The organism is Streptomyces sp. NPDC094448, assembly GCF_044763775.1.
GTDB lineage: Bacteria > Actinomycetota > Actinomycetes > Streptomycetales > Streptomycetaceae > Streptomyces.
The window spans coordinates 603,085-626,752 of record NZ_JBIWGU010000001.1 but is presented as its reverse complement, the minus strand read 5'-3'; the positions used below and the strand labels follow the sequence as shown (position 1 = coordinate 626,752).

Below are 23,668 nucleotides of genomic sequence, written 5' to 3'. Positions count from 1 at the left end.
GCTCACGACGGCACGCAGTCGGGCGGCAGGCCCCGCAAGGCCGGGCGCTTCCCCGCAGCCAGGCCGGACCGGTGGGGCGAGTGCGGCGTCCAGCCGCGGGGCGCAGAGCCGCACCCGCCACCCCCACAGAAAGAAATGGCACGGAGTGTCTTGTCGGCTGGCACGGCGTGCCATAACGTGAGTGGTGTCCGGACGGCCGGCCCGCGGGTCACCCCCGCGCGCCGGCCGGGTCGCCGCACCCGCGCGCACCGCACCGGACGCCTGCGTCACAGGCTCCCCGCCGTGTTCCCGCGCGGCCGCACCACCCCCGCCGAACCGACGGCACACCTCCACCGCAGCTGCACCGCCCCTCACCCTCATCGGGGTCCGCGAGGACACCCCGACGCGCTTTGCCGGAGGCAACACCGTGAAGGAAATCCTGGACGCGATCTCGTCGGCGGATGCGACGCCGGCGGACTTCGCCGCCCTCGCAGTCCCCGAGTCCTACCGCGCGGTGACCGTGCACAAGGACGAGGCCGAGATGTTCGCCGGCCTGCCGAGCCGGGACAAGGACCCCCGTAAGTCGCTGCACGTCGAGGACGTCGCGGTGCCCGAACTCGGGCCCGGTGAGGCGCTCGTCGCCGTGATGGCCAGCTCCGTCAACTACAACTCCGTGTGGACGTCGATCTTCGAGCCGCTGTCCACCTTCGGCTTCCTGGAGCGCTACGGGCGCGTCAGCGAACTCACCCGGCGGCACGATCTGCCGTACCATGTCATCGGCTCGGACCTCGCGGGCGTCGTCCTGCGCACCGGGCCCGGGGTGAATGCCTGGAAGCCGGGGGACGAGGTCGTCGCCCACTGTCTGTCGGTGGAGCTGGAATCCTCGGACGGGCACAACGACACCATGCTCGACCCCGAGCAGCGGATCTGGGGCTTCGAGACCAACTTCGGCGGCCTCGCGGAGGTCGCGCTGGTCAAGTCGAACCAGCTGATGCCCAAACCCGCCCATCTGTCCTGGGAGGAGGCCGCGGCGCCGGGGCTGGTGAACTCCACCGCGTACCGCCAGCTGGTCTCCCGCAACGGCGCCCGGATGAAGCAGGGCGACAACGTGCTGATCTGGGGTGCGAGCGGAGGGCTCGGCTCGTACGCCACCCAGTTCGCGCTCGCCGGGGGCGCCAACCCCATCTGTGTGGTCTCCAGCGACCGGAAGGCGGACATCTGCCGGTCGATGGGCGCGGAGGCGATCATCGACCGGAGCGCCGAGGACTACCGGTTCTGGAAGGACGAGCGGTCCCAGGACCCGCGCGAGTGGAAGCGGTTCGGCGCCCGGATCCGTGAGCTGACCGGCGGCGAGGACGTCGACATCGTCTTCGAGCACCCCGGTCGGGAGACCTTCGGCGCCTCCGTGTACGTCACCCGCAAGGGCGGCACGATCGTCACCTGTGCCTCGACCTCGGGCTATCAGCACGAATACGACAACCGCTATCTCTGGATGTCGCTGAAGCGGATCATCGGCTCCCACTTCGCCAACTACCGGGAGGCGTGGGAGGCCAACCGGCTGATCGCCAAGGGGAAGATCCACCCCACGCTGTCGAAGGTGTATCCGCTGGCCGAGACCGGCCAGGCGGCGCACGACGTCCACCGCAACGCGCACCAGGGCAAGGTCGGCGTGCTCTGTCTGGCGCCCCGCGAGGGGATGGGTGTGCGGGACGAGGAGATGCGTGCCCGGCACCTCGGCGCCATCAACCGGTTCCGCAATGTCTGAGGCGAGCGGACCGGCGGCGGCCGGGCGGCCGCCGCGGCGCAGGGACCGCCCCTGGCTGATGCGCACCTATGCCGGGCACTCCACGGCCGAGGCCTCGAACGAGCTGTACCGGCGGAACCTCGCCAAGGGGCAGACCGGTCTGTCGGTCGCCTTCGACCTGCCGACGCAGACGGGGTACGACCCCGATCATCTGCTGGCCCGCGGCGAGGTCGGCCGGGTCGGGGTCCCCGTCGCCCATATCGGCGATATGCGGCGGCTGTTCCGGGAGATCCCCCTGGGGCAGATGAACACCTCGATGACGATCAACGCCACCGCGATGTGGCTGCTGGCGCTCTACCAGGTCGTCGCCGAGGAGCAGGGCACCGAGATCGCCGCCCTCCAGGGCACCACCCAGAACGACATCGTGAAGGAGTACCTGTCACGCGGGACGCATGTCTTCCCGCCCGGCCCTTCACTGCGGCTGACGACCGACATGATCGCGTACACGGTCGGCCGGATGCCCAAGTGGAATCCGATCAACATCTGCAGCTACCACCTCCAGGAGGCCGGTGCCACCCCGGTCCAGGAGATCAGCTACGCCATGTCGACGGCGGTCGCCGTACTGGACGCGGTCTTCGCCTCCGGGCAGGTGTCCGACGACCGCAGGGGCGAGGTGGTGGGCCGGATCTCGTTCTTTGTGAACGCGGGTGTCCGGTTCATCGAGGAGATGTGCAAGATGCGGGCCTTCGGCCGGATCTGGGACCGGATCACCCGGGAGCGGTACGGAATCGAGGACCCCCGGCAGCGCCGCTTCCGCTACGGCGTCCAGGTCAACTCCCTGGGGCTGACCGAGGCGCAGCCGGAGAACAACGTCCAGCGGATCGTGCTGGAGATGCTGGCGGTGACACTCTCCAAGGACGCCCGGGCCCGCGCCGTACAGCTTCCGGCGTGGAACGAGGCGCTCGGGCTGCCCCGGCCGTGGGACCAGCAGTGGTCGCTCCGTATCCAGCAGGTCCTGGCGCACGAGTCGGATCTGCTGGAGTACGACGATATCTTCGCGGGCTCCCGGGTGATCGAAGCCGAGGTCGCCGCCCTGGAGGCGGAGTGCCTGGCCGAGATCGCCCGGATCGGGGAGATGGGCGGGGCGATGGCGGCCGTGGAGTCGGGCTATCTGAAGGCGCAGCTGGTCGCCTCGCACGCCGAGCGGCGGGCCCGGATCGAGGCCGGCGAGGAGAAGATCGTCGGCGTCAACGTCTTCCGGAGCACCGAGGAGAATCCGCTGACCGCCGATCTGGACGGCGCGATCATGACGGTGGATCCGGCGAACGAGGCCCGGGTGGTCGCCGCCCTGCACGCCTGGCGCGAGGAGCGGAACGAGCCCCGCGCCGCCGAGGCGCTGACCGCGCTGAAGAAGGCGGCGGCGGGTACGGACAATCTGATGACCGCCACGCTGGAGTGCGCCCGCGCGGGTGTCACCACCGGCGAGTGGAGCTGGGCGCTGCGGGACGTGTTCGGCGAGTTCCGGGCGCCGACGGGGGTGTCGGGCGCGCCGCTCGCGGTGACCGCCGAACCGGGGAGCCCGCTGGCGGCGGTCCGGGAGAAGGTGGCCCGAACCGCCCGGGAACTGGGGTCCGGGAAGCTGCGGCTGCTGGTGGGCAAGCCGGGGCTGGACGGGCACTCCAACGGTGCCGAGCAGATCGCGGTACGGGCCAGGGACGCCGGGTTCGAGGTGGTGTACCAGGGCATCCGGCTGACCCCGGCGCAGATCGTGTCGGCGGCGCTCGCGGAGGACGTGCACTGCGTGGGTCTGTCGATCCTCTCCGGATCGCATACCGAGCTGGTGCCGGATGTCCTGGCGCAGCTCCGGGCGGCCGGGGCGGCCGAGCTGCCGGTGGTGGTCGGCGGGATCATTCCGGCGGCGGACGCCACCGCGCTCAAGGCGGCCGGGGTGGCCGCCGTCTTCACCCCGAAGGACTTCGGTATCACGGAGATCATCGGCCGTATCGTCGACGAGATCCGGCAAGCGAACCAGCTCGACCCCCTGGAGGTCCCCGTATGAACCGCTACTCCGCCGAACGGCCGCTGCGGCCCCGCCGCTCCTGTCTCGCGGTGCCCGGTTCCAATCCGCGGTTCCTGGAGAAGGCCCAGCAGCTCGCGGCCGACCAGGTGTTCCTGGATCTGGAGGACGCCTGCGCCCCGCTGGCGAAGCCGGAGGCCCGGCACACGATCGTGAAGTTCCTGAACGAGGGGGACTGGGGGACGAAGACCCGGGTGGTCCGGGTCAACGACTGGACGACCGAGTGGACGTACCGCGACGTGGTGACGGTCGTCGAGGGCGCGGGCGCGAACCTGGACTGCATCATGCTGCCGAAGGTGCAGGACGCCCAGCAGATCGTGGCGCTGGACCTGCTGCTGACCCAGATCGAGAAGGCGATGGGCTTCGAGACCGGCCGGATCGGTATCGAGGCGCAGATCGAGAACGCGGCGGGGCTGGTGAACGTGGATGCCATCGCCGCCGCGTCGCCCCGGCTGGAGACGATCGTCTTCGGTCCGGCGGACTTCATGGCGTCCATCAATATGCGGACGCTGGTGGTGGGCGAGCAGCCGCCGGGCTATCCGGCGGACGCCTACCACTACATCCTGATGCGGATCCTGATGGCCGCCCGGATGCACGGCCTCCAGGCGATCGACGGCCCCTATCTCCAGATCCGCAATGTGGACGGCTTCCGCGAGGTGGCCGGGCGGGCGGCGGCCCTGGGCTACGACGGCAAGTGGGTGCTGCACCCGGGGCAGGTCGAGGCGGCGAACGAGGTCTTCTCGCCGTCCCAGGAGGACTTCGACCATGCCGAGCTGATCCTGGACGCCTATGCCTGGCACACCTCGGACGCGGGCGGCCGCAAGGGTTCGGCGATGCTCGGCGACGAGATGATCGACGAGGCCAGCCGGAAGATGGCGCTCGTCGTCTCCGGAAAGGGCCGGGCCGCCGGAATGTCCCGTACCAGCACCTTCACACCCCCGGAGGGATGAGCGCGATGCAGTTCGGCCGCACCTTTGAGGAGTTCGAGGTCGGCGCCGTGTACAAGCACTGGCCCGGCAAGACGGTCACCGAGTACGACGACCATCTGTTCTGTCTGCTGACCATGAACCACCATCCGCTCCATCTCGACGCGCACTACGCGGAGGGTTCGACGGACTTCGGGCGGAACGTGGTCGTGGGCAACTACGTCTACTCGCTGCTGCTGGGCATGTCCGTACCGGATGTGTCGGGCAAGGCGATCGCCAATCTGGAGGTCGAGTCGCTCCGGCACGTGGCGCCGACCTTCCACGGCGACACGGTCTACGGCGAGACGACCGTCCTGGGCAAGACCCCGTCGAAGTCGAAGGACGACCGGGGGATCGTGCAGGTGGAGACCAGGGGCTACAAGCAGGACGGCACTCTTGTCTGTGTCTTCCGGCGCAAGGTGATGGTTCCCACGGAGACGTATGTGAAGGAGCGGGGCGGCGATCAGCCGGGCCGCCCGGAGCCGGTGGAGCGGGGGGAGCGGTGATGGCACGGCTGGGGCAGACGCACGGGCTGACGGAGGTCCAGCGGGAGATCCTGGGGACGGTCCGGGACTTCGTCGACAAGGAGATCCTGCCGGTCGCGACCGAACTGGAGCACCGGGACGAGTACCCGGCGCAGATCGTGGACGGCCTGAAGGAACTGGGCCTGTTCGGGCTGATGATCCCCGAGGAGTACGGGGGTCTCGGCGAGTCGCTGCTGACCTACGCCCTCTGCGTGGAGGAGCTGTCCCGGGGCTGGATGTCGGTTTCGGGCATCGTGAACACCCACTTCATCGTCGCGTACCTGCTCAAGCAGCACGGCACCGCGGAGCAGAAGGACGCCTTCCTGCCGCGGATGGCGGCGGGCGAGGTACGGGGTGCCTTCTCGATGTCGGAGCCGGGACTGGGCTCGGATGTGGCCGCGATCACCTCCAAGGCGGTACGGGACGGCGACGAGTACGTACTGACCGGCCAGAAGATGTGGCTGACCAACGGCGGGACCTCGTCCCTGGTCGCCGTGCTGGTGCGCAGTGACGAAGGCCACCCGGAGGGGACGGCGCCGCATAGGTCGATGACGACCTTCCTGGTGGAGAAGGAGCCCGGCTTCGGCGAGGTGAAACCGGGGCTCACCATCCCCGGCAAGATCGAGAAGATGGGCTACAAGGGCGTCGACACCACCGAGATGATCATGGATGGGCTGCGGGTGCCCGCGGACCGGGTGCTCGGCGGTGCCACGGGCCGGGGCTTCTACCAGATGATGGACGGCGTCGAGGTGGGCCGGGTCAATGTCGCCGCCCGTGGCTGCGGGGTCGCGCAGCGCGCCTTCGAACTCGGGATCTCCTACGCCCAGCAGCGCCGGACCTTCGGCCGGCAGATCGCCCACCACCAGGCGGTTCAGTTCAAACTGGCCGAAATGGCTACCAAGGTCGAGGCGGCCCATGCCATGATGGTGAATGCTGCACGCAAAAAGGACTCCGGGGAGCGAAACGACCTGGAGGCCGGGATGGCCAAGTATCTGGCGTCGGAGTACTGCAAGGAGGTCGTCGAGGACGCGTTCCGTATCCACGGCGGTTACGGCTTCTCCAAGGAGTACGAGATCGAACGTCTCTACCGGGAGGCCCCGATGTTGCTGATCGGTGAAGGCACCGCCGAAATCCAGAAAATGATCATCGGGCGGCGACTGCTGGAGGAGTACCGATTCCAGGGTTGATTGTCGCGTTCACCCGGGTTTAAACCTGGCGGCGACGCGAAGTGGATCACATCCGGCCCCGGTCACTCCACTCTTCCCGCCGCCGACTCGGCTGCCGGCTTTCCCAGTTGCTGCCGACAACCGCTAGCATCGCCGGAAAGCCACCGTCCCCTGACACCCGCGGCATCGTCCGCTACGAAGGTCATCCATGCCCCACAGCCAGAACTCTGCACCACGCGACGGTTTCCCGAAAGTACGCCTGGCCCGTGGAAGCTCGCCGTGGCTCCTGCCGACCGTTGCCACCGCAGCCGTCAGCCTGGCCCGTGCCCGCCGCTCCCGCAGCGCCGCGGTCATCGCCGGACCCGCCACCGCTCTCGCGGCGGGCATGCTGTGGTTCTTCCGCGACCCCGAGCGCGAGATCGCCGAGGGCCGGGTCATCTCGCCCGCCGACGGCGTGGTGCAGAGCATCATGCCGTGGAAGGACGGACGCACCCGCGTCGCGATCTTCATGAGCCCGTTGAACGTCCATGTCAACCGCGCTCCGCTGGCCGGCACGGTGACCTCCGTCGAGCACGTCCCCGGCGGCTTCGTTCCGGCGTTCAACAAGGAGAGCGAGAACAACGAGCGCGTTGTCTGGCACTTCGACACGGAGCTGGGCGATATCGAGCTGGTCCAGATCGCGGGTACCGTCGCCCGGCGCATCATCCCCTACCTCCCCGAGGGCACCAAGGTCGAGCAGGGCGACCGTATCGGGCTGATCCGCTTCGGCTCCCGCGTCGACATCTACCTCCCCGAGGGCATCGAGGTCGCGGTCGAAGTCGGGCAGACCACCACCGCGGGGGTGACTCGCATTGACCGTGCTTGATCCCGACACCCAGGCCTCTTCGCAGACCTCGGGCTGGGCCGGGGACACGGCGACCGAGTCCGGCGGGACCGACACCGAGGAGATGCCTCTCTCCCTGCGGCTGTCGATAGCGGACACCCTCACCCTGGGCAACGCCACCTGCGGTTTCATGGCGGTGTACTTCACCACCACGGGCATCCTCATCCCGCACCTCCAGGGCAGCGGGGAGTCCGGTATGGCGCGGCACAGCGCCGCGACCGCCGTGATCCTGATGCTGCTCGCCGCGATCTTCGACCTCTGCGACGGACTGGTCGCGCGCAAGCTGCGCAGCTCGCCGATGGGCGCGGAGCTGGACAATCTCTCCGATCTGATCAGCTTCGGTCTGGCGCCCGCGTACTTCGTCCTGGTCTACGGGATGGTCGCGGACGACGCCCATCAGCGGGTCTCGGCGGTGGCCGCGATCGTGGTGCTGCTGGCGGTGGTGCTGAGACTGGCCAGATTCTCCTGTGTGACGATGAAGGACGGCATGTTCCAGGGCATGCCGAGCCCGTTCGGCGCGCTGACGGTGGTCTCCATCGTGCTGCTGGAGCTGCCGTTCATCCCGACCCTGCTGGCGATCATCGGTACGGCATGGCTGATGGTGAGCCGCGTCGAGTACCCGAAGCCCCGTGGGGTGCTGGCGGTGGCGATGCTGGGTTGGATCGTCTCTGCAATGGGGCTCCTGGCGGCCTGGGCGTTCGACGCCCCCAATGGTCAGCTGCTGCTCCAGACCGGCTGTGCGCTCCAGGTGGTGCTGGGTGCGGTGATCCCGCTCTTCGCCACCGCCCGCCGGGTGAACACCTTCCGGTACAACCGCCGGGAGGCGCGGGCGGCGCAGCTGCCGTAGCGAGTCTCTGCCGGATCGGGCCTGATCCGGCAGAAGCGACACGGGTACGGACGGCTTGGGTACGGCCCGGAGGCCCGGATGCACGGCGCATCCGGGCCTCCGGCATGTTCGCGCGCACTTCCCCGGCCACCGGGACCGCCGGAGGTTCCGTCTGCGGGGGTACGCCGGCCGGGCCGGGCGCCCTCCGTACGGGCCGGCCCGCCCCGAGTGCGGTCCGGCGCCGTCTCCGGCGCGTCGCGGGAGGCACGGACACGCGCCGCAACAGGCGGTGGCACGGCGTTGCGGACGGTAGTGCGGCGCCGGGCGCGGTGGCGCCGCACTACCGTCGGCGGCGCTGGGCGCGGTGGCGCCGCGCCGGGCGCCCCTCAGCTCAGGAAGTCCCGGGCGATGTCCCCGGCCACCCGTTCCAGCAGTTCGCCCGCGTGGGCCATGCACCGCTCCGGGTCCGGCTCGACGGCGAGAAGGGGGTAGGCGCGGCGGATCCCGGCCCGCCCTAGCTCCTTCGGGGCCAGGGCGAGCCGGCCGCAGACCGCGACCGTGTCGACGCCGCGGGCCCGTGCCGCCGCCGCGACCCCGGCCGGGGCCTTGCCGTGCAGGGTCTGGGCGTCCAGCGACCCCTCCCCCGTGATCACGAGCGTGGCCCGGTCCAGTGCGGCGGCGAAGCCGAGGACGTCGAGCATCACGTCGATCCCGGGCCGGAAGCCCGCTCCGAGGGCGACGAGCGCGGCATAGCCGACGCCCCCGGCAGCGCCCGCGCCCGGCGCGTCCGCGAGCCCCGGGCCGAGGACCGTGGCGTAGTGGGCGAGGGCCGCGTCCAGCGCGGCGGTCTCGGCCGGTCCCGCGCCCTTCTGCGGGCCGTACACGGCGGCGGCGCCCTTGGGGCCGGTCAGGGGATTGTCCACGTCGCTCGCGAGCACCAGCCGGATGTCCCCGATCCGGGGGTCGAGCCCCGACAGATCGGCCGTGGCGAGCGCGGCCAGCGCACCGCCGCCGGGCGGCAGGGCCGCACCGTCCGCGGCGAGGAACCGGGCGCCGAGGGCGGTGAGCATGCCCGCGCCGCCGTCCGTCGTCGCACTGCCGCCGACACCCAGCACCACGGTGTGCGCCCCCGCGTCGAGCGCGGCGCGGAGCACCTCGCCGCAGCCGTGCGTGGTCGCGGTCAGCGGGGCGAACACCCCGCCGGGGAGGAGGTGGAGCCCGGAGGCCTCCGCCAGCTCGACGACCGCGGTGCCGTCCCGCAAAGCGTAGGCGGCGGTGACCGGCTCCCCGAGCGGTCCGGTGACCCGTACCGTACGGCGGTCGAAACCGGCGGCCACCGCGGCCGCGACCGTACCGTCACCGCCGTCGGCGACGGGCAGGGACTCCACGGCCAGACCGGGCAGGACCCGCCGCAGCCCAGCCGTCACCCGCTCGGCGACCTCGACGGCCGTCAGCGAACCCTTGAACTTGTCAGCCGCCACGAGCACCCGGGGCTCGCGCGCGGACTGGATAACTGCGCCGTCCGTCACCTTGCGTCCTTTGCTGTCGAACAGGCAGTCGCGCCACGCCGAGCCTATCGGGGGTCCCGGGGACGTACCAGCCCTCACGGGGTGCGAAACGGATATGACAGGCATGGCGAAGACGGCCCCGCGGGGGCGCGCAAGCGGGGCGCACGGCGCGCTGTGAAAGGGATCCGGGAGACGACCGGATCACCGTCTTCCGGACAGCTCCGGCGCCCCGGACAATCAGGCCGGAAACGGAATCGGCGCCCGCGGCAAGGACATCCCGCGGCCCGGAAACCGGACCCGGGCCGCAGAATTCGTGGAATTGCACCTAGGCTGCGGGGGTGACCACGGATCATGACAGCGACAGCGCGTACAGCGCCTATATCGCCACCCTGCCCCGTGTCCTTTCGGGCGCTGCCGTGCTGCTCAGGGACGAGCTGGGCCGACTGCTCGTCGTCGAGCCCAACTACCGGGACGGCTGGGCGCTGCCCGGCGGCACGGTCGAGTCGGACGGCGGCGAGACCCCGCGGGAGGCCGCCCGGCGGGAGACGCTGGAGGAGATCGGGCTGGACGTGGAGCCGGGCAGGCTGCTGGCGGTCGACTGGGTGCGCGGCCCGCTGCGGCCGCCGATCGTGGCCTATGTGTACGACGGCGGGGTCCTCGGCCCGGAACGGCTCGACGCGATCAGCCTCCAGGAGGACGAACTGCTGTCGTGGCGGCTGATCGGGCGCGACGACATCCCCGACCATCTCCTCGGGTCCCTGGGCCACCGGATCACGGCGGCACTGGCCGCGCTGGAGTCGGGCTCGGGCGCGGTGGAGCTGGTGGACGGACTTCCGGCCCACTGAACCGGGTCCGGGCGGAATTCCCTTACCCGCGGCCGGTGTTGAGACGGTACGGGGCGCATGGGGCGCCTCGGACCGACGGCCCGGCGGACGGCAGTACGTCCGCCCGGCCCCGACACGGGGAGTACACCATGGCCGGTGACCGGGCGATCATCTTCCGGGGCGAGGACACGGCGGACGGCGGGGAGCCCCTGGCGCCCGTGGTCCGCAGGGGTCCGGACGGTTCGGCCGTGCACATCCTGACCGCCCCCGATCCGGCGTCCGCGGCGGCTCTCGCCGCGGAGTACGCCGACCGGGGCGTGACCGGTATCGAACTCTGCGGCGCCACGGGCTTTCCGTGGCTCTCCGAGGTCGAGGCCGCGGTCCGGGGACGGGCCCGCGTCGGCACGGTCCTCTTCGGCTTCGAGTCCCTCATCGGCATCGCCCGCTACAAGGAGCGGGCGATCGCGGGCGAGGCCCAGCGGGCCCTGTTCCTGTACGTCCAGCCGGGGGCCGACCCGGCTGTGGACCGTTTCGTCCGTACGGCGGGCCCGAACACGTCGACGTATGTCGCGGTGCCGGAGCCGGGCGCGGGAGCGGCGGTCGTGTCCGGGTTCACGGACGGGGCCGACCTGATCGAACTGTACGGCGGCTGGGACGGGGACGCGGTGGCGGCGGTGATCGGTGCGGTGGACGAGCGGGTCCCGGTGGGGGTCGCGGTCTCCTCCCCCGCGACCGGTCCGCGCTGACACGCAGGCGGCGGGCCCTCCGGCCGGTGGGCCGGGCCCTGCGGCGCCCGGCTCAGTGCGGGCCGCCGCCGCCCCTCAGCGTGCGCAGGGCCTTGTCGAGCCGGAGCTGCCCGGCCTCCGGTGTGAGCGCCTGGAGCAGCGGCAGGATCAGCTGGTAGCGCCCGGTCCTGTCGAGCGCCTCGAACGCCTTCCCGGCCTCGGGGTCCGCCGCGAGCGCCGCGGCGAGGGCGGGCGGTACCGCCGCCGTGCGCTGTGATGCGTAGGCCGCCGCCCAGCGCCCGTCCTCCTGCGCCCTGCGGACCTCGGCCAGCCCCGGTTCGCGCATCCGGCCCGCGGCCGTCAGCGCCGCCACCTTGTCGACGTTCACCCGGGACCACAGGCTCCTGGGCCGGCGCGGCACGTACTTCTGGAGGTAGTACTGCTCGTCGATGGACCGCCGCTGTCCGGAGACCCAGCCGTAGCACAGCCCGATGTCGACCAGTTCGTCGTCGGTGACCGTTGGAATGCCGGACTTCTTCTTGGCGACCTTCACCCACACGCCCTCGTGGCGCCCGTGGTGCTCGGCAAGCCAGCTCTCGAACGCCGCGGCGTCCGGGAAAGCGATGATCTCCACCCCAGCGATCTCAGCCATGCGGCACAGGCTATCTCCCGGACCGCGCGGAAGCCCTGCCGGGCGCCGGCGGCAGGGTCCGGGCCAACTGCTAGAACAGCGCGTCCGGTTCGGTGTCGCGGCCCGATTCGAAGGCGAGGAGCCGCTGTTTGCGGGGCAGGCCGCCGCCGTAGCCGATGAGGCTGCCGGTGGAACCGATCACGCGATGGCAGGGCACGATGATGCTCACCGGGTTCTTGCCGTTGGCCAGTCCGACGGCGCGGGAGGCGTTGGGGTTGCCGAGGTCCTCGGCGAGTTCGCCGTAGGTGCGGGTCTCTCCGTAGGGGATGAGCAGCAGTTGCTCCCAGACGCGGCGCTGGAACTCGGTCCCCGCGAGGTTCAGCGGCAGATCGAACTCGGTCAGTTCGCGGGCGAAGTAGGCGTCGAGTTGGCGGATCGCCTCCCCGAACGGCTCCGCCGACCGCCGGCCGAAGGTCTCGTCGCCGGGCCGGTGGCGCTGTTCGCTCATATAGAGGCCGCTGAGGACGCCGTCGGTGGCGACGAGGGTGAGGGGGCCGTAGGGGCTGTCGACGACCGTGTGCTCGGTCGTGGTCGTGGACGGGTGCTGTCCCGTCGTCAGGGGCGTGCGGGTCATGCGGGAACCTTCTCGTCGTGCGGGAGGAAGTTGATCGGATGGTCGCCGGTGGCCCAGAGGTACTGGACGGCGTACGCCCGCCAGGGCCGCCAGGCGGCGGCGTGCGCGGTGAGGGCGGCCGGGCCGGAGGGGAGCCCCAGTGACTTCGCGGCCCGGCGCACGCCCAGGTCGGTGGGGAGGAAGGCGTCCGGATCTCCGAGCGCCCGCATCGCGACGACCTCGACGGTCCAGGGGCCGAAGCCGGGCAGCGCGGACAGCCGGGCCCTGGCCTCGTCCCAGTCGCTGTCCACGCCGAGGCGGACGGTGCCGTCGGCGAGCGCGGCCACCAGTGTCGTGAGGGTGGTGCGTCTGCTGCGGGGCAGGGCGAGGGCCTCGGGGTCGAGCCCGGCCAGTGCGGCGGGCCCGGGGAAGAGCCGGGTGAGTCCGCCCTCCGGGTCCTCGACGGGCTCGCCGTGGGCGGTGACCAGCCGGGCGGCGTGGGTACGGGCGGCGGCGGTCGACACCTGCTGCCCGAGGACCGCGCGGACGGCGAACTCGGCCGCGTCCACGGTCCTCGGCACCCGGCGTCCGGGCGCCTTGTCCACCAGGGGCCGCAGCAGGGGGTCCGTGCGGAGCTGCTCGTCGACGGCGGCCGGATCGGCGTCCAGGTCGAGCAGCCACCGGGCGCGGCTGATCGCGATGGTCAGATCGCGGGCGTCGGTGAGGTGCAGTTTGCAGGCGATGTGGTCGGGGCGGGGGGCGAGGGCGACGATGCCGTGCCCGTACGGCAGGTCGAGCGTGCGCCGGTACGCGCCGTCGCGCCACTCCTCGACCCCGGGTACGGCGGTCGCCGCGAGGTGTCCGAAGAGATTGTCCGGGTTCAGCGGGGCGCGGTACGGGAGCCGCAGGGTGATCGCCCCGGGGGTGCCGGACCCGGTGGCGGCGGACGGACTCCCGGCGCGCCGGGCGGCGCGGGCCCGCAGTTCGCCCGGGGCCAGGGCGAAGACCTCCCGCACGGTGTCGTTGAAGGTCCGTACGGAGGCGAATCCGGCGGCGAAGGCGATCTCCGCCATCGGCAGGGCGGTGGTCTCGATGAGCACCCGCGCCGTCTGCGCCCGCTGCGCCCGCGCGAGGGCGAGGGGCCCGGCGCCCAGCTCGGCGCGGAGCTGCCGTTCGAGCTGGCGGGTGGAGTAGCCGAGCCGGGCGGCAAGACCGGGGACGCCCTCGCGGTCGACGACACCGTCGCCGATCAGCCGCATCGCCCGTGCGACGGCGTCGGCGCGGGCGTTCCACTCGGGGGAACCCGGCGAGGTGTCGGGCCGGCACCGTTTGCAGGCCCGGAATCCGGCCTGCTGACAGGCGGCGGCGCTGGGGTAGAACGTCATGTTCGCGGGCTTGGGAGGGACGGCCGGGCAGCTCGGGCGGCAGTAGATCCCGGTGGTGCGTACGGCGGTGAAGAACCAGCCGTCGAAGCGGGCGTCCTTCGACCGAACGGCGCGTACACAGCGTTCCGTGTCGTGGTGCATGGCTCCAGCATCCTGCATCCGGAACCCCGGGGCTGGCGGATTTCCGACATGGCCCTTGTGCCTCCGGCATCCCGGCCGGCAGCGGGGGCGCTCCGCCGGCGGCATGCGCCGATGCCGCCCGGTCGCCCTGTCCGCACCTCATACAGCGACGAGCCGCACCCGGTCGCCGCAGAGCTTGGCCATATCGTCGATACCGGACGTCAGCATGACCACCGGACGCTGTTGCCGCAGGGCGGCCTCGCCCACGGCCGCGTCGATGGCGTACTTGCGACCGTGCAGGCCGGCGCCCATGAGCAGCGCCGACGCAGCCTTCGCCTCCTCGTCCCCCACCGGGATCACACGGAGGCCGGACAGCAGCCGGGTCAGCCGGGCCCTGTTCGTGCGGGCGTGCACGGCCCCGATGATGGTGAGCGCGCAGATCACCACTTCCATGCCACGGGAGCGCGCCTCCGCGACCAGGGCCACCACCGTCTCGTCATCGGCGAGCAGCTTGGAGAGCCCCTCGCTGTCCAGGACCAGAGTCCCCTCGTGGCTCAGCTTGCGGCGGGCCATCGGGCTTCCTCGGCGAACACCTCGTCGAACACCTGTCGGGCCTGCTGCCGCGCCTGCTCGGCGACCGGCCCCTTGCGGCTCTCGTAGTCGGCCAGGTACTCGTCCAGCACCTGCCCCCGCAGCTCCCGCTCGACCGCCGCCGCGACGAACGCGGAGAACTCCCGCTTACCGACCCTGGCGCGGATGGCCTCCGCGGTTCCTTCGGGCAGGGAGAGGCTGACCCGGGTCGCCGGTCCCTCGCCGATGCTGTACGCCGTCTCGGACATGACCCCATTGTGTCAAACAAGTAGGAAACGAGAAGGTCGCGGTACGGGCTTCACCCGGCTCGCCCGCACACGCACGCAGCGGCAACGCGGCAGGGGTCAGGGCGCCGTCGCGCGCAGGGCCGCGGCGAACTCCTCGTACGCGTACTCGTCGAACAGGACGAACCGCACCTCCGTCAGCGGCGCCGACGCGAATTCGCGGACCGCCCGGACCGCGATGCGGGCCGCGTCGTCCATGGGCCAGCCGTAGATCCCGGTCGAGATCGCCGGGAAGGCGACCGTGCGGGCGCCCAGCTCCGCCGCCACCCGCAGCGACTCGCGGTAGCAGGAGGCGAGCAGCTCGCTGCGGTCGTGTTCCCGGGACCAGACCGGGCCGGGGGTGTGGATCACCTGGCCCGCGGCGAGTTTCCCGGCCGTCGTGGCCACGGCCTGTCCGGTCGGCAGGCCCTTGCCGTAGTGGGAGGCGCGCAGGGCACGGCAGGCCGCGAGGATCTCGGGGCCGCCCGCGCGGTGGATCGCACCGTCCACCCCGCCGCCGCCGAGGAGGGAGGTGTTCGCGGCGTTGACGATGGCGTCCACCCGCTGCTCGGTGATGTCACCGCGGACGAGGACGACGGCGGGGCGCTGGGTCATGGCGTCATCATCCCATCGCGCGGGCGGTGTTCCGGCCGGGCCCGGACGCCGCCCGGACCGGGTCAGCCCGTGGCGCGCAGCTTCCGCCAGACCGCCTTCGCCGCCCAGTGGCCCGACATGCCGTGGACACCGGGTCCGGGCGGGGTGGCCGACGAGCAGAGGAAGACCGCGGGGTGCGCGGTGGCGTAGGGCACCCGGGCGAGCTTGGGCCGCAGCACGGTCTGGAGTCCGGCGAAGGCGCCGCAGGCGATATCGCCGCCGACGTAGTTGGCGTTGCGCGCGGCGAGCTGCGGCGGGCCGGCGACGGCGCGGGCGACGACGAGATCGCGGAAACCGGGCGCGAAGCGTTCGATCTGACGCTCGACCACATCGGTGGCGTCGCCCTCCCAGTGCGCGGGCACGTGTCCGTACGCCCAGAACACCTGCTTGCCCTCGGGTGCGCGTGACGGGTCGACGAGGCTGGGCTGGGCGGTGATCAGGAAGGGGGTGTGCGGTTCGCGCCCGGTGACGGCGGCCTGGAGGGCGGCTTCGATCTCCCCCGCGGTGGGGCCGATATGGACGGTGCCGGCGGTACGTGCCTCCGGTGCGGTCCACGGCACCGGCCCCGACAGCGCGTAGTCGATTTTGAAGACGGAGGCGCCGTAGCGGTAGCGGTCGTACGCCCCGCCGAGTCCGGCGATCCGGGCCAGCGCGGACGGGGAGGTGTCGAAGACATAGGCGCGGGCGGGCGGGAGTTCGTCGAGCCGTTTGACCTCGACGCCGGTGTGGATCGTGCCGCCGAGTTCGCGGAGGTACGCGGCGAGGGCGTCGGAGATCGCCTGGGAGCCGCCGCGGGGCAGGGGCCAGCCCCGCTCGTGCGCGGCGAGGGCGAACATCAGGGCGATACCGGTGGTGGCGATGCCCGTGCCGGAGGCGATGGCGTGGGCGGCGAGCCCGGCGAAGAGTCCGCGGGCCTTCTCGTCGGCGAAGCGCCGCATCGTCCAGGAGGCGGGCCGGAGCGCGGTCAGCCCGAAGCGGGCGAAGCGGTACGGGTCGCGGGGCGGCCCGTCCCAGGGGACGCGCAGGAAGTCGGCCGCGAGGTCGTCCCAGTGGCCCAGATAGGGGGCGACGAGGCGCCGGTAGGTGCCCGCGTCCCGGACGCCGAGGGACATGGCGCTCTCGCCGACGGACCGGGCCAGTACGGCGGCGGTGCCGTCCGGGAACGGGTGGGCGAGCGGCAGTTCGGGGTGGAGCCACTCCAGTCCGTACCGCTCCAGCGGCATCGCGGAGAAGGCGGGCGAGCCGATGCCGAGGGGGTGGACCGCGGAGCAGGGGTCGTGCCGGAAGCCGGGGAGCGTCAGCTCCTCGGTGCGGGCACCGCCGCCGACGGTGTCGAAGGCCTCGAAGACGGCGACCGAGAATCCACGGCGGGCCAGTTCGGCGGCGGCCGTCAGCCCGTTGGGCCCGGCGCCCACAACGACGGTATCGAGCATCGACGGCACCTGCGGACTCCTTCGTCGGGCGACGGCCGGCAGCCTCCAGGATATTCGGGCCGCGGCATCCGGCGGGCCGGGGGTGCCCGGCGGTGGGCCCCTGCGCCCCTGGGCGCGTGCGCAAGTCCCGCCCGGTACGCACGCTCCCCTCGGGCACGGGGAGTCCCCGCCGGGCGGCAACCCGGGGGCGTACCCCCTGCGTACGGGGGGAAACCGCCCCCGGCTTCGCGCCCGCCGGAGCGCCCCGAGCCGCGGGCCGTGGCGTTCCCCGGCCCGCGGATACCGCCCGCGCCCGGCGACACAGCCGGTCGTCCGCTCACATCGTCAGACGGTCACGCCGCCAGTGCCTGGAGGACGCGGCGGGCCGTGGCGGCATCACGGGCCGCGGTGAACGGGAGCGCGTTCCCGCCGCCGATCCGGAACGGCACACCGGCCGATGTCAGATGCGCGCCGCCCGCCTCGGTCACCAGCAGGAGCCCGGCCGCATGGTCCCAGGCGGCCTCCCAGGAGAAGGCGACCGCGTCCAGCGCGCCGCGCGCCAGGTCGAGGTACTCCATCCCGGCCGCGCCGCAGGGGTTCGGGTCGATACCGGGGATCCGGAGGCCCAGCAGCGCGCGCTTCTGGGCGTCCGTCGTGTAGTCGGGGTGGGAGGTGGCGACCCGGAGCACCGCGTCCGGCGCGGGGGATCCGGCGTGCAGCGGAACCCCGTCGAGACGGGCGCCGCCGCCGCGGACGGCGACGGCGAGTTCGTCGCGGGCCGGGGCGTACGTCCAGGACGCGAGCAGTTCGCCCCGGTGCGCGAGGGCGACGAGCGTGCAGAAGCGGTCGTCGCCGCGGACGAACTGGCGGGTGCCGTCGACCGGGTCGACGATCCACACCGGCGCGTCGCCGTTGACGGCGTCGTACACGGCCGGGTCGGCGTGCACGGCCTCCTCGCCGACGACGACCGAGCCGGGCAGCAGTGCGGTCAGGGCGGTGGTCAGATGCTCCTCGGCGAGCCGGTCCGCGGCGGTGACCAGGTCGTGCGGTCCGCTCTTCTCGACGACCTCGTCCGCGGCCAGCTGCCGGAACCTCGGCATGATCTCCGCGGCCGCGGCCTTGCGGACCGCCTCCTCGACATCGGACAGGTCCCTTTGGAGAAAGTCTTCGATCATATGTCCAGCTAAGCACGGATGCGCGGGCTTCCGGAGCGCGGCCGGGGCCCGGGCACCGGGAGTTCATCGCGTCCCGGTGAAATGTTCCCCGTACGGGGCGAATCGCCCCTACGCTGCGGTGACATGGACCACAACTCCGCTCCTCCGGCCGCCGTGCTCGCCGCCTTCGGGGCAACCGGGCCCGCGGTGCCCCTGTCCGGCGGGCAGGGCAGGGCCCGGCGCTGCGGCGCCCTGGTGCTCAAGCCCGTGGCTCTGGCGTCCGAGACGCCCTGGCGCGCGGGCGTCCTCTGTCATCTGCCGGACGGCGACGGCTTCCGGGTCGCCCGTCCGGTTCCGGCGGCCGACGGTTCCTGGTCGTCGGGCGGCTGGGAGGCCTGGCGGTGGCTGCCGGGGGCCGCCGATCCGTTCCGGCCCGACGAGGTGATCCGGGCCGGTGCCGCCTTCCACACCGCGCTGGCGGGGCTGCCCCGGCCGCGGTTCCTGGATGTACGGAACGACCCCTGGGCCCGTGCGGACCGGCTGGCCTTCGGCGACAGCGAGGGCGGGAACGCAGGGAACGCGGTTGGCGCCGGGCCGGCCGGGACCGCCGAGGGCCCGGGAACGGTGCTGCTGAAGCCGCTGCTGGCCGAGCGCCGGCCGGTGTCGGCACCCTCGCAGTTGGTGCACGGGGATCTGCTGAACAACGTGCTGTTCGCGCCGGACGCGCCGCCGGTGATGATCGACTGGGCGCTGTACTGGCGTCCGACGGCCTGGGCGGCCGCCGTCGTCGCGGTGGACGCGATCTGCTGGTGGGAGGCGGGCGCGCCGCTGCTGGAGCGCTGGTCGAGGCTGCCGGAGTGGCGGCAGATGCTGCTGCGGGCACTGGTGTTCCGGATCGCCGCGCACACCGGACCGTTGAGCGGGACGCAGGAGGCCGCCTATGCCAGGGCCGTCGATCTGGTACTGGCGACGGCCGAGGAACCCCGATAGGGGGCTCGGGCCGGGCCGGGGGGCGTGGAGCCCGCCGGGCCGGCCGCCCCTCCCCCGCCGCCGGGGAACAACCCCTTCCGTGAGGCGGTTGTCCCGAGCAGGCGCTCCGCGGGCACGGCGTTCCGCGAGTGGACGCTCTGTGAGCGGGCGCTTCCCGAGCGGACGCTTCGGTGAGCGGGCGGAGGGTGTGTGGTGCACGGAGAGTACAAGGTCCCGGGCGGCAAGCTGGTGGTCGTCGATCTGGACGTGGCCGGCGGCAGCCTGAAGGACGTCCGGGTCAGCGGCGATTTCTTCCTGGAGCCGGACGACGCCATAGCCGGGATCGACGCGGCGCTGGAGGGGGCCCCCGCGGATACCGACACCGCCGGACTGCGGGCCCGGATCGACGCGGCGCTCCCCGCGTCCGCCGTGCTGTTCGGCTTCACCTCGGAGTCCGTGGCCGTCGCCGTGCGCCGGGCACTCGCCCGGGCCACGGACTGGCGCGACTACGACTGGCAGCTGATCCACGAGCCCCCGCAGCCGCCCGCCCTGCATATGGCGCTGGACGAAGTGATCACGGCCGAGGTGGCGGCCGGGCGCCGGCCGCCGACCCTCCGGGTCTGGCAGTGGGACTCCCCCGCCGTGATCATCGGCAGCTTCCAGTCGCTGCGCAACGAGGTAGATCCGGAGGGCACGGCACGGCACGGGGTGACCGTGGTCCGGCGGATCTCCGGCGGCGGCGCGATGTTCGCGGAGCCGCACAGCACCATCACGTACTCCCTCTCGGTGCCCGATGCGCTGGTCTCCGGGCTGTCCTTCGCCGATTCGTACGCCTATCTGGACGACTGGGTCATCGGGGCCCTCGGGGATATGGGCATCCGGGCCTGGTACCAGCCGCTGAACGACATCGCGACCGAGGTCGGGAAGGTCGCGGGGGCCGCGCAGAAGCGGATGGTCGGCCCCGACGGCGGGCCCGGTGCGGTCCTGCACCATGTGACGATGGCGTACGACATCGACGCCGGCAAGATGACCGAGGTGCTGCGCATCGGCCGGGAAAAGCTCTCCGACAAGGGCACCAAGAGCGCGAAGAAGCGCGTGGACCCGTTGCGGCGGCAGACGGGTCTGCCGCGTGAGACGGTCATCGAGCGGATGATCGACTCCTTCCGCGGCCGGTACGGGCTGACGAGGGGCAAGGTCACCGACGAGGAGCTGGCCCAGGCGCGGGAGCTGGTGCGGACGAAGTTCGCTTCGGAGGAGTGGACGGCCCGCGTCCCCTGACCCACGGGCGGGCGCACCACCGCGGGCACCACGGGTACCGGCGCCGTCGATCCGCTGACCGAGATCGCCGAGGTCTGCGCGGACCAGGGGCTGCATCTGCACGTCGACGGCGCATGGGCGGGCGCCGTCGCACTGTCCCTCCGTCCGGCCCCGCTGCTGTCGGGCATCGAGCGCGCCGACTCCGTCACCACCGGCGACCGGGCGGCTGCGCTCCGCGGCCCGTTTACCCCGGGAACCGCCGGGCACCCGGGGGTCATCGGCGCCGTACCGGAAGGCGCCCTCCCCCGGAAGGGTGCGACTTCGATGACCCACCACGAGAAGGCCAAGGGAAAGGCCCAGGAACTCAAGGGCAAGGTCCAGAAGGGAGCCGGCCGGGCGGTCGGCAATGAGGAGCAGACGGCGAAAGGGCGGGCCAAGGAGGCCGAGGGCAATGCCCGGCAGGCCAAGGAGAAGGCCAAGGACGTCTTCCGCGGCTGACACCCCGCACCGCGACCGGGTGCCGCACCCGGCAGTCCCTGTGCACCCTCTGCGCTCTGCGCCCTCAGGAGGTGTCCGTGCTGCCGGACTTTTCGGGGCTGCCGGACTTCTCGGGCGGGCCCCGCAGCGCCAGCCGTACCGACCAGAGCACGGCGATCAGGGGCACCGCCACCACCGCACCGATCACGCCCGCCGTGACGGCGCCGCCGATTACGGCGAGCGCCACCACCACGGGGTGGAGGCGGACCGCCCAGCTCATGACCAGAGGGTGCAGGAGGTGGCCTTCGATCTGGCCGATGACGACGATCAGCGCCAGTACGAGACCCGCCACCAGCGGGCCCTTGGACGCCAGCGCGACCACGACGGCGACGGCGAGGGCGATCGGCGAGCCGATCAGCGGGATGAACGCGGCGAAGAACTCCAGCAGCGCCAGCGGTAGCGCCAGAGGCACGCCGAGCAGGGTCAGCGCGATACCGACGAGGACGGCGTTGACCAGGGCGACGAGCAGCACGCCGTGGGTGTATCCCGTGAAGGTCCGCCAGGCGGCCCGTCCCGCAGCTGCGGTACGGCCGCGGAACCGCTGCGGCAGCTCCGCGCAGAACCAGGCCCAGTAGCGTTCGCCGGAGTGGATGAAGAAGACGGAGCAGAACACGGCGAGGGCGAAGACGGTGAACAGCTCCACCACCTGCCCGGCGCCGCTGAGGGCGGTGCTCAGGACATCGGAGCGGTGGGTCGAGAGCACATCACCGAGCTGGGACTGGAAATCGTGCAGGGTGTGGCGCGGCAACCGGAAGGGCGGCCCCGCCAGCAGATGCGCGATCCGGTCGAAGCCACTGCGGAACTCCCGCGACAGCGTGCCGGTCTGCCCGGCGACGACCTCACCGATCAGCGCGAGCACACCCAGGACGAGGGCGATACTGCCGACCACCGTCAGGCCGACCGCGAGAGGGCGGGGCAGCCTCCGGGCCAGCAGCCCGGCGGTCGGCCGGAGTACCGCCGTGGCCACCAGGGCCAGAAAGACGGCGAGCGCGAGCTGGTGGAACCGGCCGAGGAGGGAGAACACCCCGTAGACGACGACGGCCACCACCCCGACGCGCCACGCGTAGGCGGCGGCGACCCGCAGTCCTTCGGGGACCACCGGGCGGGGGGCCGGGACGGGCGGTGGTGGTTCGGCTGGGCGGGGCATCCCCATAGCTGTTACCACCGCCGGGCCGGGTGACCACGGGCACGGCGCCCGGTTCACCCGCAGGTACTCCCCCTGTCCGCCGACCGGTGCACCCGGGGATCACGGCCTCCTCCCGCAGGCTGACCGACGCGCTGGGGTGGCGGGCGCGGATCGGGTTCACCGACGGGACGACGCAGTTCGCGCACAGCGGGCCTCGGGACGCCGAGCGGCGGAACACCTCGGGACTCGTAGCCGCAATGCCGGGAATCCCCATGGCGGCTCTCTAGGGTGGGCGGGTGCCCGAGCCCAGCCCCGCGGCGGTGGATGTCGTCCTGCCCTGTCTGAACGAAGCAGCCGCGCTGCCCTGGGTGCTGGCGCGTATCCCGCCGCACTGGCGGGCCGTCGTCGTCGACAACGGTTCGTCGGACGGTTCCGCGGAGATCGCCGGAGCCCATGGCGCGACCGTGGTGCACGAGCCCCGGCGGGGTTTCGGCGCCGCCTGCCATACGGGGCTCCGTGCGGCCACCGCCGAGATCGTCTGCTTCTGCGACTGCGACGCCTCCCTCGACCCGGGGCTGCTGCCCGCGCTGGTACGCGAGGTGACCCTCGGTCGAGCCGAGCTGGCGCTCGGGCGGCGGCGCCCGACCGGCCCGGGGGTCTGGCCCGTTCACGCCCGGGTGGGGAATCTCGCGCTCTCCCGGATGGTGCGCAGCCGTACGGGGCTCCGGCTCCGTGATCTCGGGCCGATGCGCGCCGCGCGCCGGGAAGCCCTGCTAGGTCTGGGGCTGACCGACCGGCGCAGCGGCTATCCGCTGGAGATGGTGGTCCGCGCCGCGGACGCGGGCTGGCGGGTGCGGGAGACGGATGTGCCCTATCTCCCCAGAGCGGGCAGGTCGAAGGTGACCGGGACCTGGCGGGGCACCTGGCAGGCGGTACGGGACATGCGGGCGGTGCTCGCCCTGCAACCGCCGGCCCCCGGCCGCCGGATCGTCCCGTGACCACGCTCCTGGTGATCGCCAAGGCGCCGGTACCGGGCCGGGTGAAGACCCGGCTCACCCCGCCCTACTCCCCGGTTCAGGCGGCACTGCTCGCCGAGGCGGCGCTCGCCGACTCGCTGGCCGCGGTGGCGGATGCCCCGGTACGGCGCCGGGTCCTCGTCCTCGACGGGGCGCCCGGCAGCTGGCTCCCGGGCGGTTTCGAGGTGGTGGCGCAGTGCGCCGGTTCGCTGGACGTCCGGCTGGCCGCCGCTTTCGCGCTCTGTACCGGACCGGCCGTACTGATCGGCATGGACACCCCGCAGATCACACCCGCTCTGCTCGCCCCGGTTCTCGCCGGGGACGCCTGGCACGGCTGCGACGCATGGTTCGGGCCGGCGGCGGACGGCGGATTCTGGGCACTGGGGTTCGCCGTACCGAAGCCCGAGTTGGTACGCGGAGTGCCGATGTCCCGGCCGGACACGGGCGCGCTCCAGCGAAAGCGGCTCGTCGAAGCCGGTCTGACCGTGCGTGATCTGCGGGTGCTGCGGGATGTCGACACGGCGGATGACGCGCTCGCGGTGGCCGGCGAGGCACCGCACACCCGATTCGCCGAGGCCCTGGCCCGCCTGCCGGCCGGCGGAGGCGACACCCCGTGAGAGGGACCCGGGCCGCCGGAGGCGTACCGCTGTGAGCACCACCGGCGGCAGCCCGGAAGCCGGGCCCGGCCCACGCGGGTTCTCTCCCGCGCGGGCCAGATC

General features: G+C 72.5%; 24 protein-coding genes and 1 pseudogene. 15 read left to right on the top strand and 10 right to left on the bottom strand.

The features are described from left to right. Nucleotides 1–406 precede the first annotated feature (406 nt). From ccrA to pssA, 7 genes are all read left to right on the top strand, one after another. A complete protein-coding gene (gene ccrA / locus ACIQ9E_RS02555; RefSeq protein ID WP_403700728.1) occupies nucleotides 407–1,744 on the top strand; it encodes a crotonyl-CoA carboxylase/reductase in 1,338 nt (445 codons plus the stop codon). Then, a complete protein-coding gene (locus ACIQ9E_RS02550) occupies nucleotides 1,737–3,782 on the top strand; it encodes a protein meaA (RefSeq protein ID WP_403700725.1) in 2,046 nt (681 codons plus the stop codon). The genes ccrA and ACIQ9E_RS02550 overlap by 8 nt, the downstream gene beginning before the upstream one ends. Continuing rightward, on the top strand, nucleotides 3,779–4,750 hold the full coding sequence (locus ACIQ9E_RS02545) for an HpcH/HpaI aldolase/citrate lyase family protein (RefSeq protein WP_403700722.1): 972 nt from the start codon (nucleotides 3,779–3,781) through the stop codon (nucleotides 4,748–4,750). The genes ACIQ9E_RS02550 and ACIQ9E_RS02545 overlap by 4 nt, the downstream gene beginning before the upstream one ends. A gap of 5 nt (nucleotides 4,751–4,755) precedes the next feature. After that, complete coding sequence (locus ACIQ9E_RS02540) at nucleotides 4,756–5,271, top strand: MaoC family dehydratase (RefSeq protein ID WP_403701329.1); 516 nt, start codon at nucleotides 4,756–4,758, stop codon at nucleotides 5,269–5,271. Continuing rightward, nucleotides 5,271–6,476 (top strand): acyl-CoA dehydrogenase family protein, encoded by a 1,206-nt coding sequence (locus ACIQ9E_RS02535; RefSeq protein ID WP_403700719.1) that lies wholly within the window; start codon nucleotides 5,271–5,273, stop codon nucleotides 6,474–6,476. The genes ACIQ9E_RS02540 and ACIQ9E_RS02535 overlap by 1 nt, the downstream gene beginning before the upstream one ends. 187 nt (nucleotides 6,477–6,663) lie before the next feature. Beyond that, complete coding sequence (locus tag ACIQ9E_RS02530) at nucleotides 6,664–7,320, top strand: phosphatidylserine decarboxylase (protein ID WP_403700716.1); 657 nt, start codon at nucleotides 6,664–6,666, stop codon at nucleotides 7,318–7,320. Then, nucleotides 7,313–8,185, top strand: coding sequence for a CDP-diacylglycerol--serine O-phosphatidyltransferase (gene pssA, locus ACIQ9E_RS02525; RefSeq protein WP_403701326.1), 873 nt, complete (start codon nucleotides 7,313–7,315; stop codon nucleotides 8,183–8,185). The genes ACIQ9E_RS02530 and pssA overlap by 8 nt, the downstream gene beginning before the upstream one ends. A 365-nt stretch (nucleotides 8,186–8,550) precedes the next feature. Here the strand turns inward: pssA and ACIQ9E_RS02520 are convergent, their stop codons facing one another. Next, a complete protein-coding gene (locus ACIQ9E_RS02520) occupies nucleotides 8,551–9,651 on the bottom strand; it encodes a glycerate kinase (protein WP_403701323.1) in 1,101 nt (366 codons plus the stop codon). A 359-nt stretch (nucleotides 9,652–10,010) separates the two neighbouring features. Here ACIQ9E_RS02520 and ACIQ9E_RS02515 point away from each other — a divergent pair, with 359 nt between their 5' ends. After that, on the top strand, nucleotides 10,011–10,517 hold the full coding sequence (locus tag ACIQ9E_RS02515; protein WP_403700714.1) for an NUDIX domain-containing protein: 507 nt from the start codon (nucleotides 10,011–10,013) through the stop codon (nucleotides 10,515–10,517). Nucleotides 10,518–10,645: 128 nt separating this feature from the next. Continuing rightward, a complete protein-coding gene (locus tag ACIQ9E_RS02510; RefSeq protein ID WP_403700712.1) occupies nucleotides 10,646–11,242 on the top strand; it encodes a DUF6506 family protein in 597 nt (198 codons plus the stop codon). Nucleotides 11,243–11,294: 52 nt separating this feature from the next. On the opposite strand, the gene ACIQ9E_RS02505 is transcribed toward ACIQ9E_RS02510, so the two are convergent. The 8 genes from ACIQ9E_RS02505 to ACIQ9E_RS02470 form a co-directional block, all read right to left on the bottom strand. Continuing rightward, nucleotides 11,295–11,873, bottom strand: a complete 579-nt coding sequence (locus ACIQ9E_RS02505) for a YdeI family protein (protein ID WP_403700709.1) — start codon at nucleotides 11,871–11,873, stop codon at nucleotides 11,295–11,297. A gap of 70 nt (nucleotides 11,874–11,943) precedes the next feature. Next, nucleotides 11,944–12,486 (bottom strand): methylated-DNA--[protein]-cysteine S-methyltransferase, encoded by a 543-nt coding sequence (locus ACIQ9E_RS02500; RefSeq protein WP_403700705.1) that lies wholly within the window; start codon nucleotides 12,484–12,486, stop codon nucleotides 11,944–11,946. Beyond that, complete coding sequence (locus ACIQ9E_RS02495) at nucleotides 12,483–13,991, bottom strand: AlkA N-terminal domain-containing protein (RefSeq protein ID WP_403700702.1); 1,509 nt, start codon at nucleotides 13,989–13,991, stop codon at nucleotides 12,483–12,485. Before ACIQ9E_RS02495 ends, ACIQ9E_RS02500 begins: the two co-directional genes overlap by 4 nt. Nucleotides 13,992–14,129: 138 nt before the next feature. Continuing rightward, nucleotides 14,130–14,543, bottom strand: a complete 414-nt coding sequence (locus tag ACIQ9E_RS02490) for a DNA-binding protein (protein WP_403700699.1) — start codon at nucleotides 14,541–14,543, stop codon at nucleotides 14,130–14,132. Further along, nucleotides 14,525–14,809, bottom strand: coding sequence for a hypothetical protein (locus tag ACIQ9E_RS02485; protein ID WP_366256602.1), 285 nt, complete (start codon nucleotides 14,807–14,809; stop codon nucleotides 14,525–14,527). The genes ACIQ9E_RS02490 and ACIQ9E_RS02485 overlap by 19 nt, the downstream gene beginning before the upstream one ends. A 96-nt stretch (nucleotides 14,810–14,905) precedes the next feature. After that, on the bottom strand, nucleotides 14,906–15,439 hold the full coding sequence (locus ACIQ9E_RS02480) for an O-acetyl-ADP-ribose deacetylase (RefSeq protein ID WP_403700695.1): 534 nt from the start codon (nucleotides 15,437–15,439) through the stop codon (nucleotides 14,906–14,908). Nucleotides 15,440–15,501: 62 nt separating this feature from the next. After that, a complete protein-coding gene (locus tag ACIQ9E_RS02475) occupies nucleotides 15,502–16,920 on the bottom strand; it encodes a phytoene desaturase family protein (protein WP_403700693.1) in 1,419 nt (472 codons plus the stop codon). A gap of 323 nt (nucleotides 16,921–17,243) precedes the next feature. Beyond that, on the bottom strand, nucleotides 17,244–18,065 hold the full coding sequence (locus tag ACIQ9E_RS02470; RefSeq protein ID WP_403700690.1) for an inositol monophosphatase family protein: 822 nt from the start codon (nucleotides 18,063–18,065) through the stop codon (nucleotides 17,244–17,246). Nucleotides 18,066–18,188: 123 nt separating this feature from the next. On the opposite strand from ACIQ9E_RS02470, the gene ACIQ9E_RS02465 reads away from it, so the two are divergent. From ACIQ9E_RS02465 to ACIQ9E_RS02450, 4 genes and pseudogenes are all read left to right on the top strand, one after another. Continuing rightward, nucleotides 18,189–19,034 carry a TIGR02569 family protein gene (locus ACIQ9E_RS02465; RefSeq protein WP_403700687.1) on the top strand — a complete coding sequence of 282 codons (846 nt, stop codon included), beginning with the start codon at nucleotides 18,189–18,191 and terminating at the stop codon, nucleotides 19,032–19,034. Between the two features lie 192 nt (nucleotides 19,035–19,226). Beyond that, on the top strand, nucleotides 19,227–20,291 hold the full coding sequence (locus ACIQ9E_RS02460; protein WP_403701320.1) for a lipoyl protein ligase domain-containing protein: 1,065 nt from the start codon (nucleotides 19,227–19,229) through the stop codon (nucleotides 20,289–20,291). 27 nt (nucleotides 20,292–20,318) lie between these two features. Then, a pseudogene (locus tag ACIQ9E_RS02455) lies at nucleotides 20,319–20,471 on the top strand (pyridoxal-dependent decarboxylase); the annotation flags it as partial. A gap of 123 nt (nucleotides 20,472–20,594) precedes the next feature. Next, nucleotides 20,595–20,768, top strand: a complete 174-nt coding sequence (locus tag ACIQ9E_RS02450) for a CsbD family protein (RefSeq protein ID WP_403700684.1) — start codon at nucleotides 20,595–20,597, stop codon at nucleotides 20,766–20,768. 64 nt (nucleotides 20,769–20,832) lie between these two features. On the opposite strand, the gene ACIQ9E_RS02445 is transcribed toward ACIQ9E_RS02450, so the two are convergent. After that, nucleotides 20,833–21,954: an AI-2E family transporter gene (locus ACIQ9E_RS02445; RefSeq protein ID WP_403700681.1), complete on the bottom strand. Its 1,122-nt coding sequence runs from the start codon at nucleotides 21,952–21,954 to the stop codon at nucleotides 20,833–20,835. Between the two features lie 275 nt (nucleotides 21,955–22,229). Between ACIQ9E_RS02445 and ACIQ9E_RS02440 the strand changes: the two genes are divergently transcribed. Both ACIQ9E_RS02440 and ACIQ9E_RS02435 read left to right on the top strand, forming a co-directional pair. Further along, nucleotides 22,230–22,931 carry a glycosyltransferase family 2 protein gene (locus tag ACIQ9E_RS02440; protein ID WP_403700678.1) on the top strand — a complete coding sequence of 234 codons (702 nt, stop codon included), beginning with the start codon at nucleotides 22,230–22,232 and terminating at the stop codon, nucleotides 22,929–22,931. After that, nucleotides 22,928–23,566: a DUF2064 domain-containing protein gene (locus ACIQ9E_RS02435; RefSeq protein WP_403700675.1), complete on the top strand. Its 639-nt coding sequence runs from the start codon at nucleotides 22,928–22,930 to the stop codon at nucleotides 23,564–23,566. Before ACIQ9E_RS02440 ends, ACIQ9E_RS02435 begins: the two co-directional genes overlap by 4 nt. Nucleotides 23,567–23,668 lie beyond the last annotated feature (102 nt).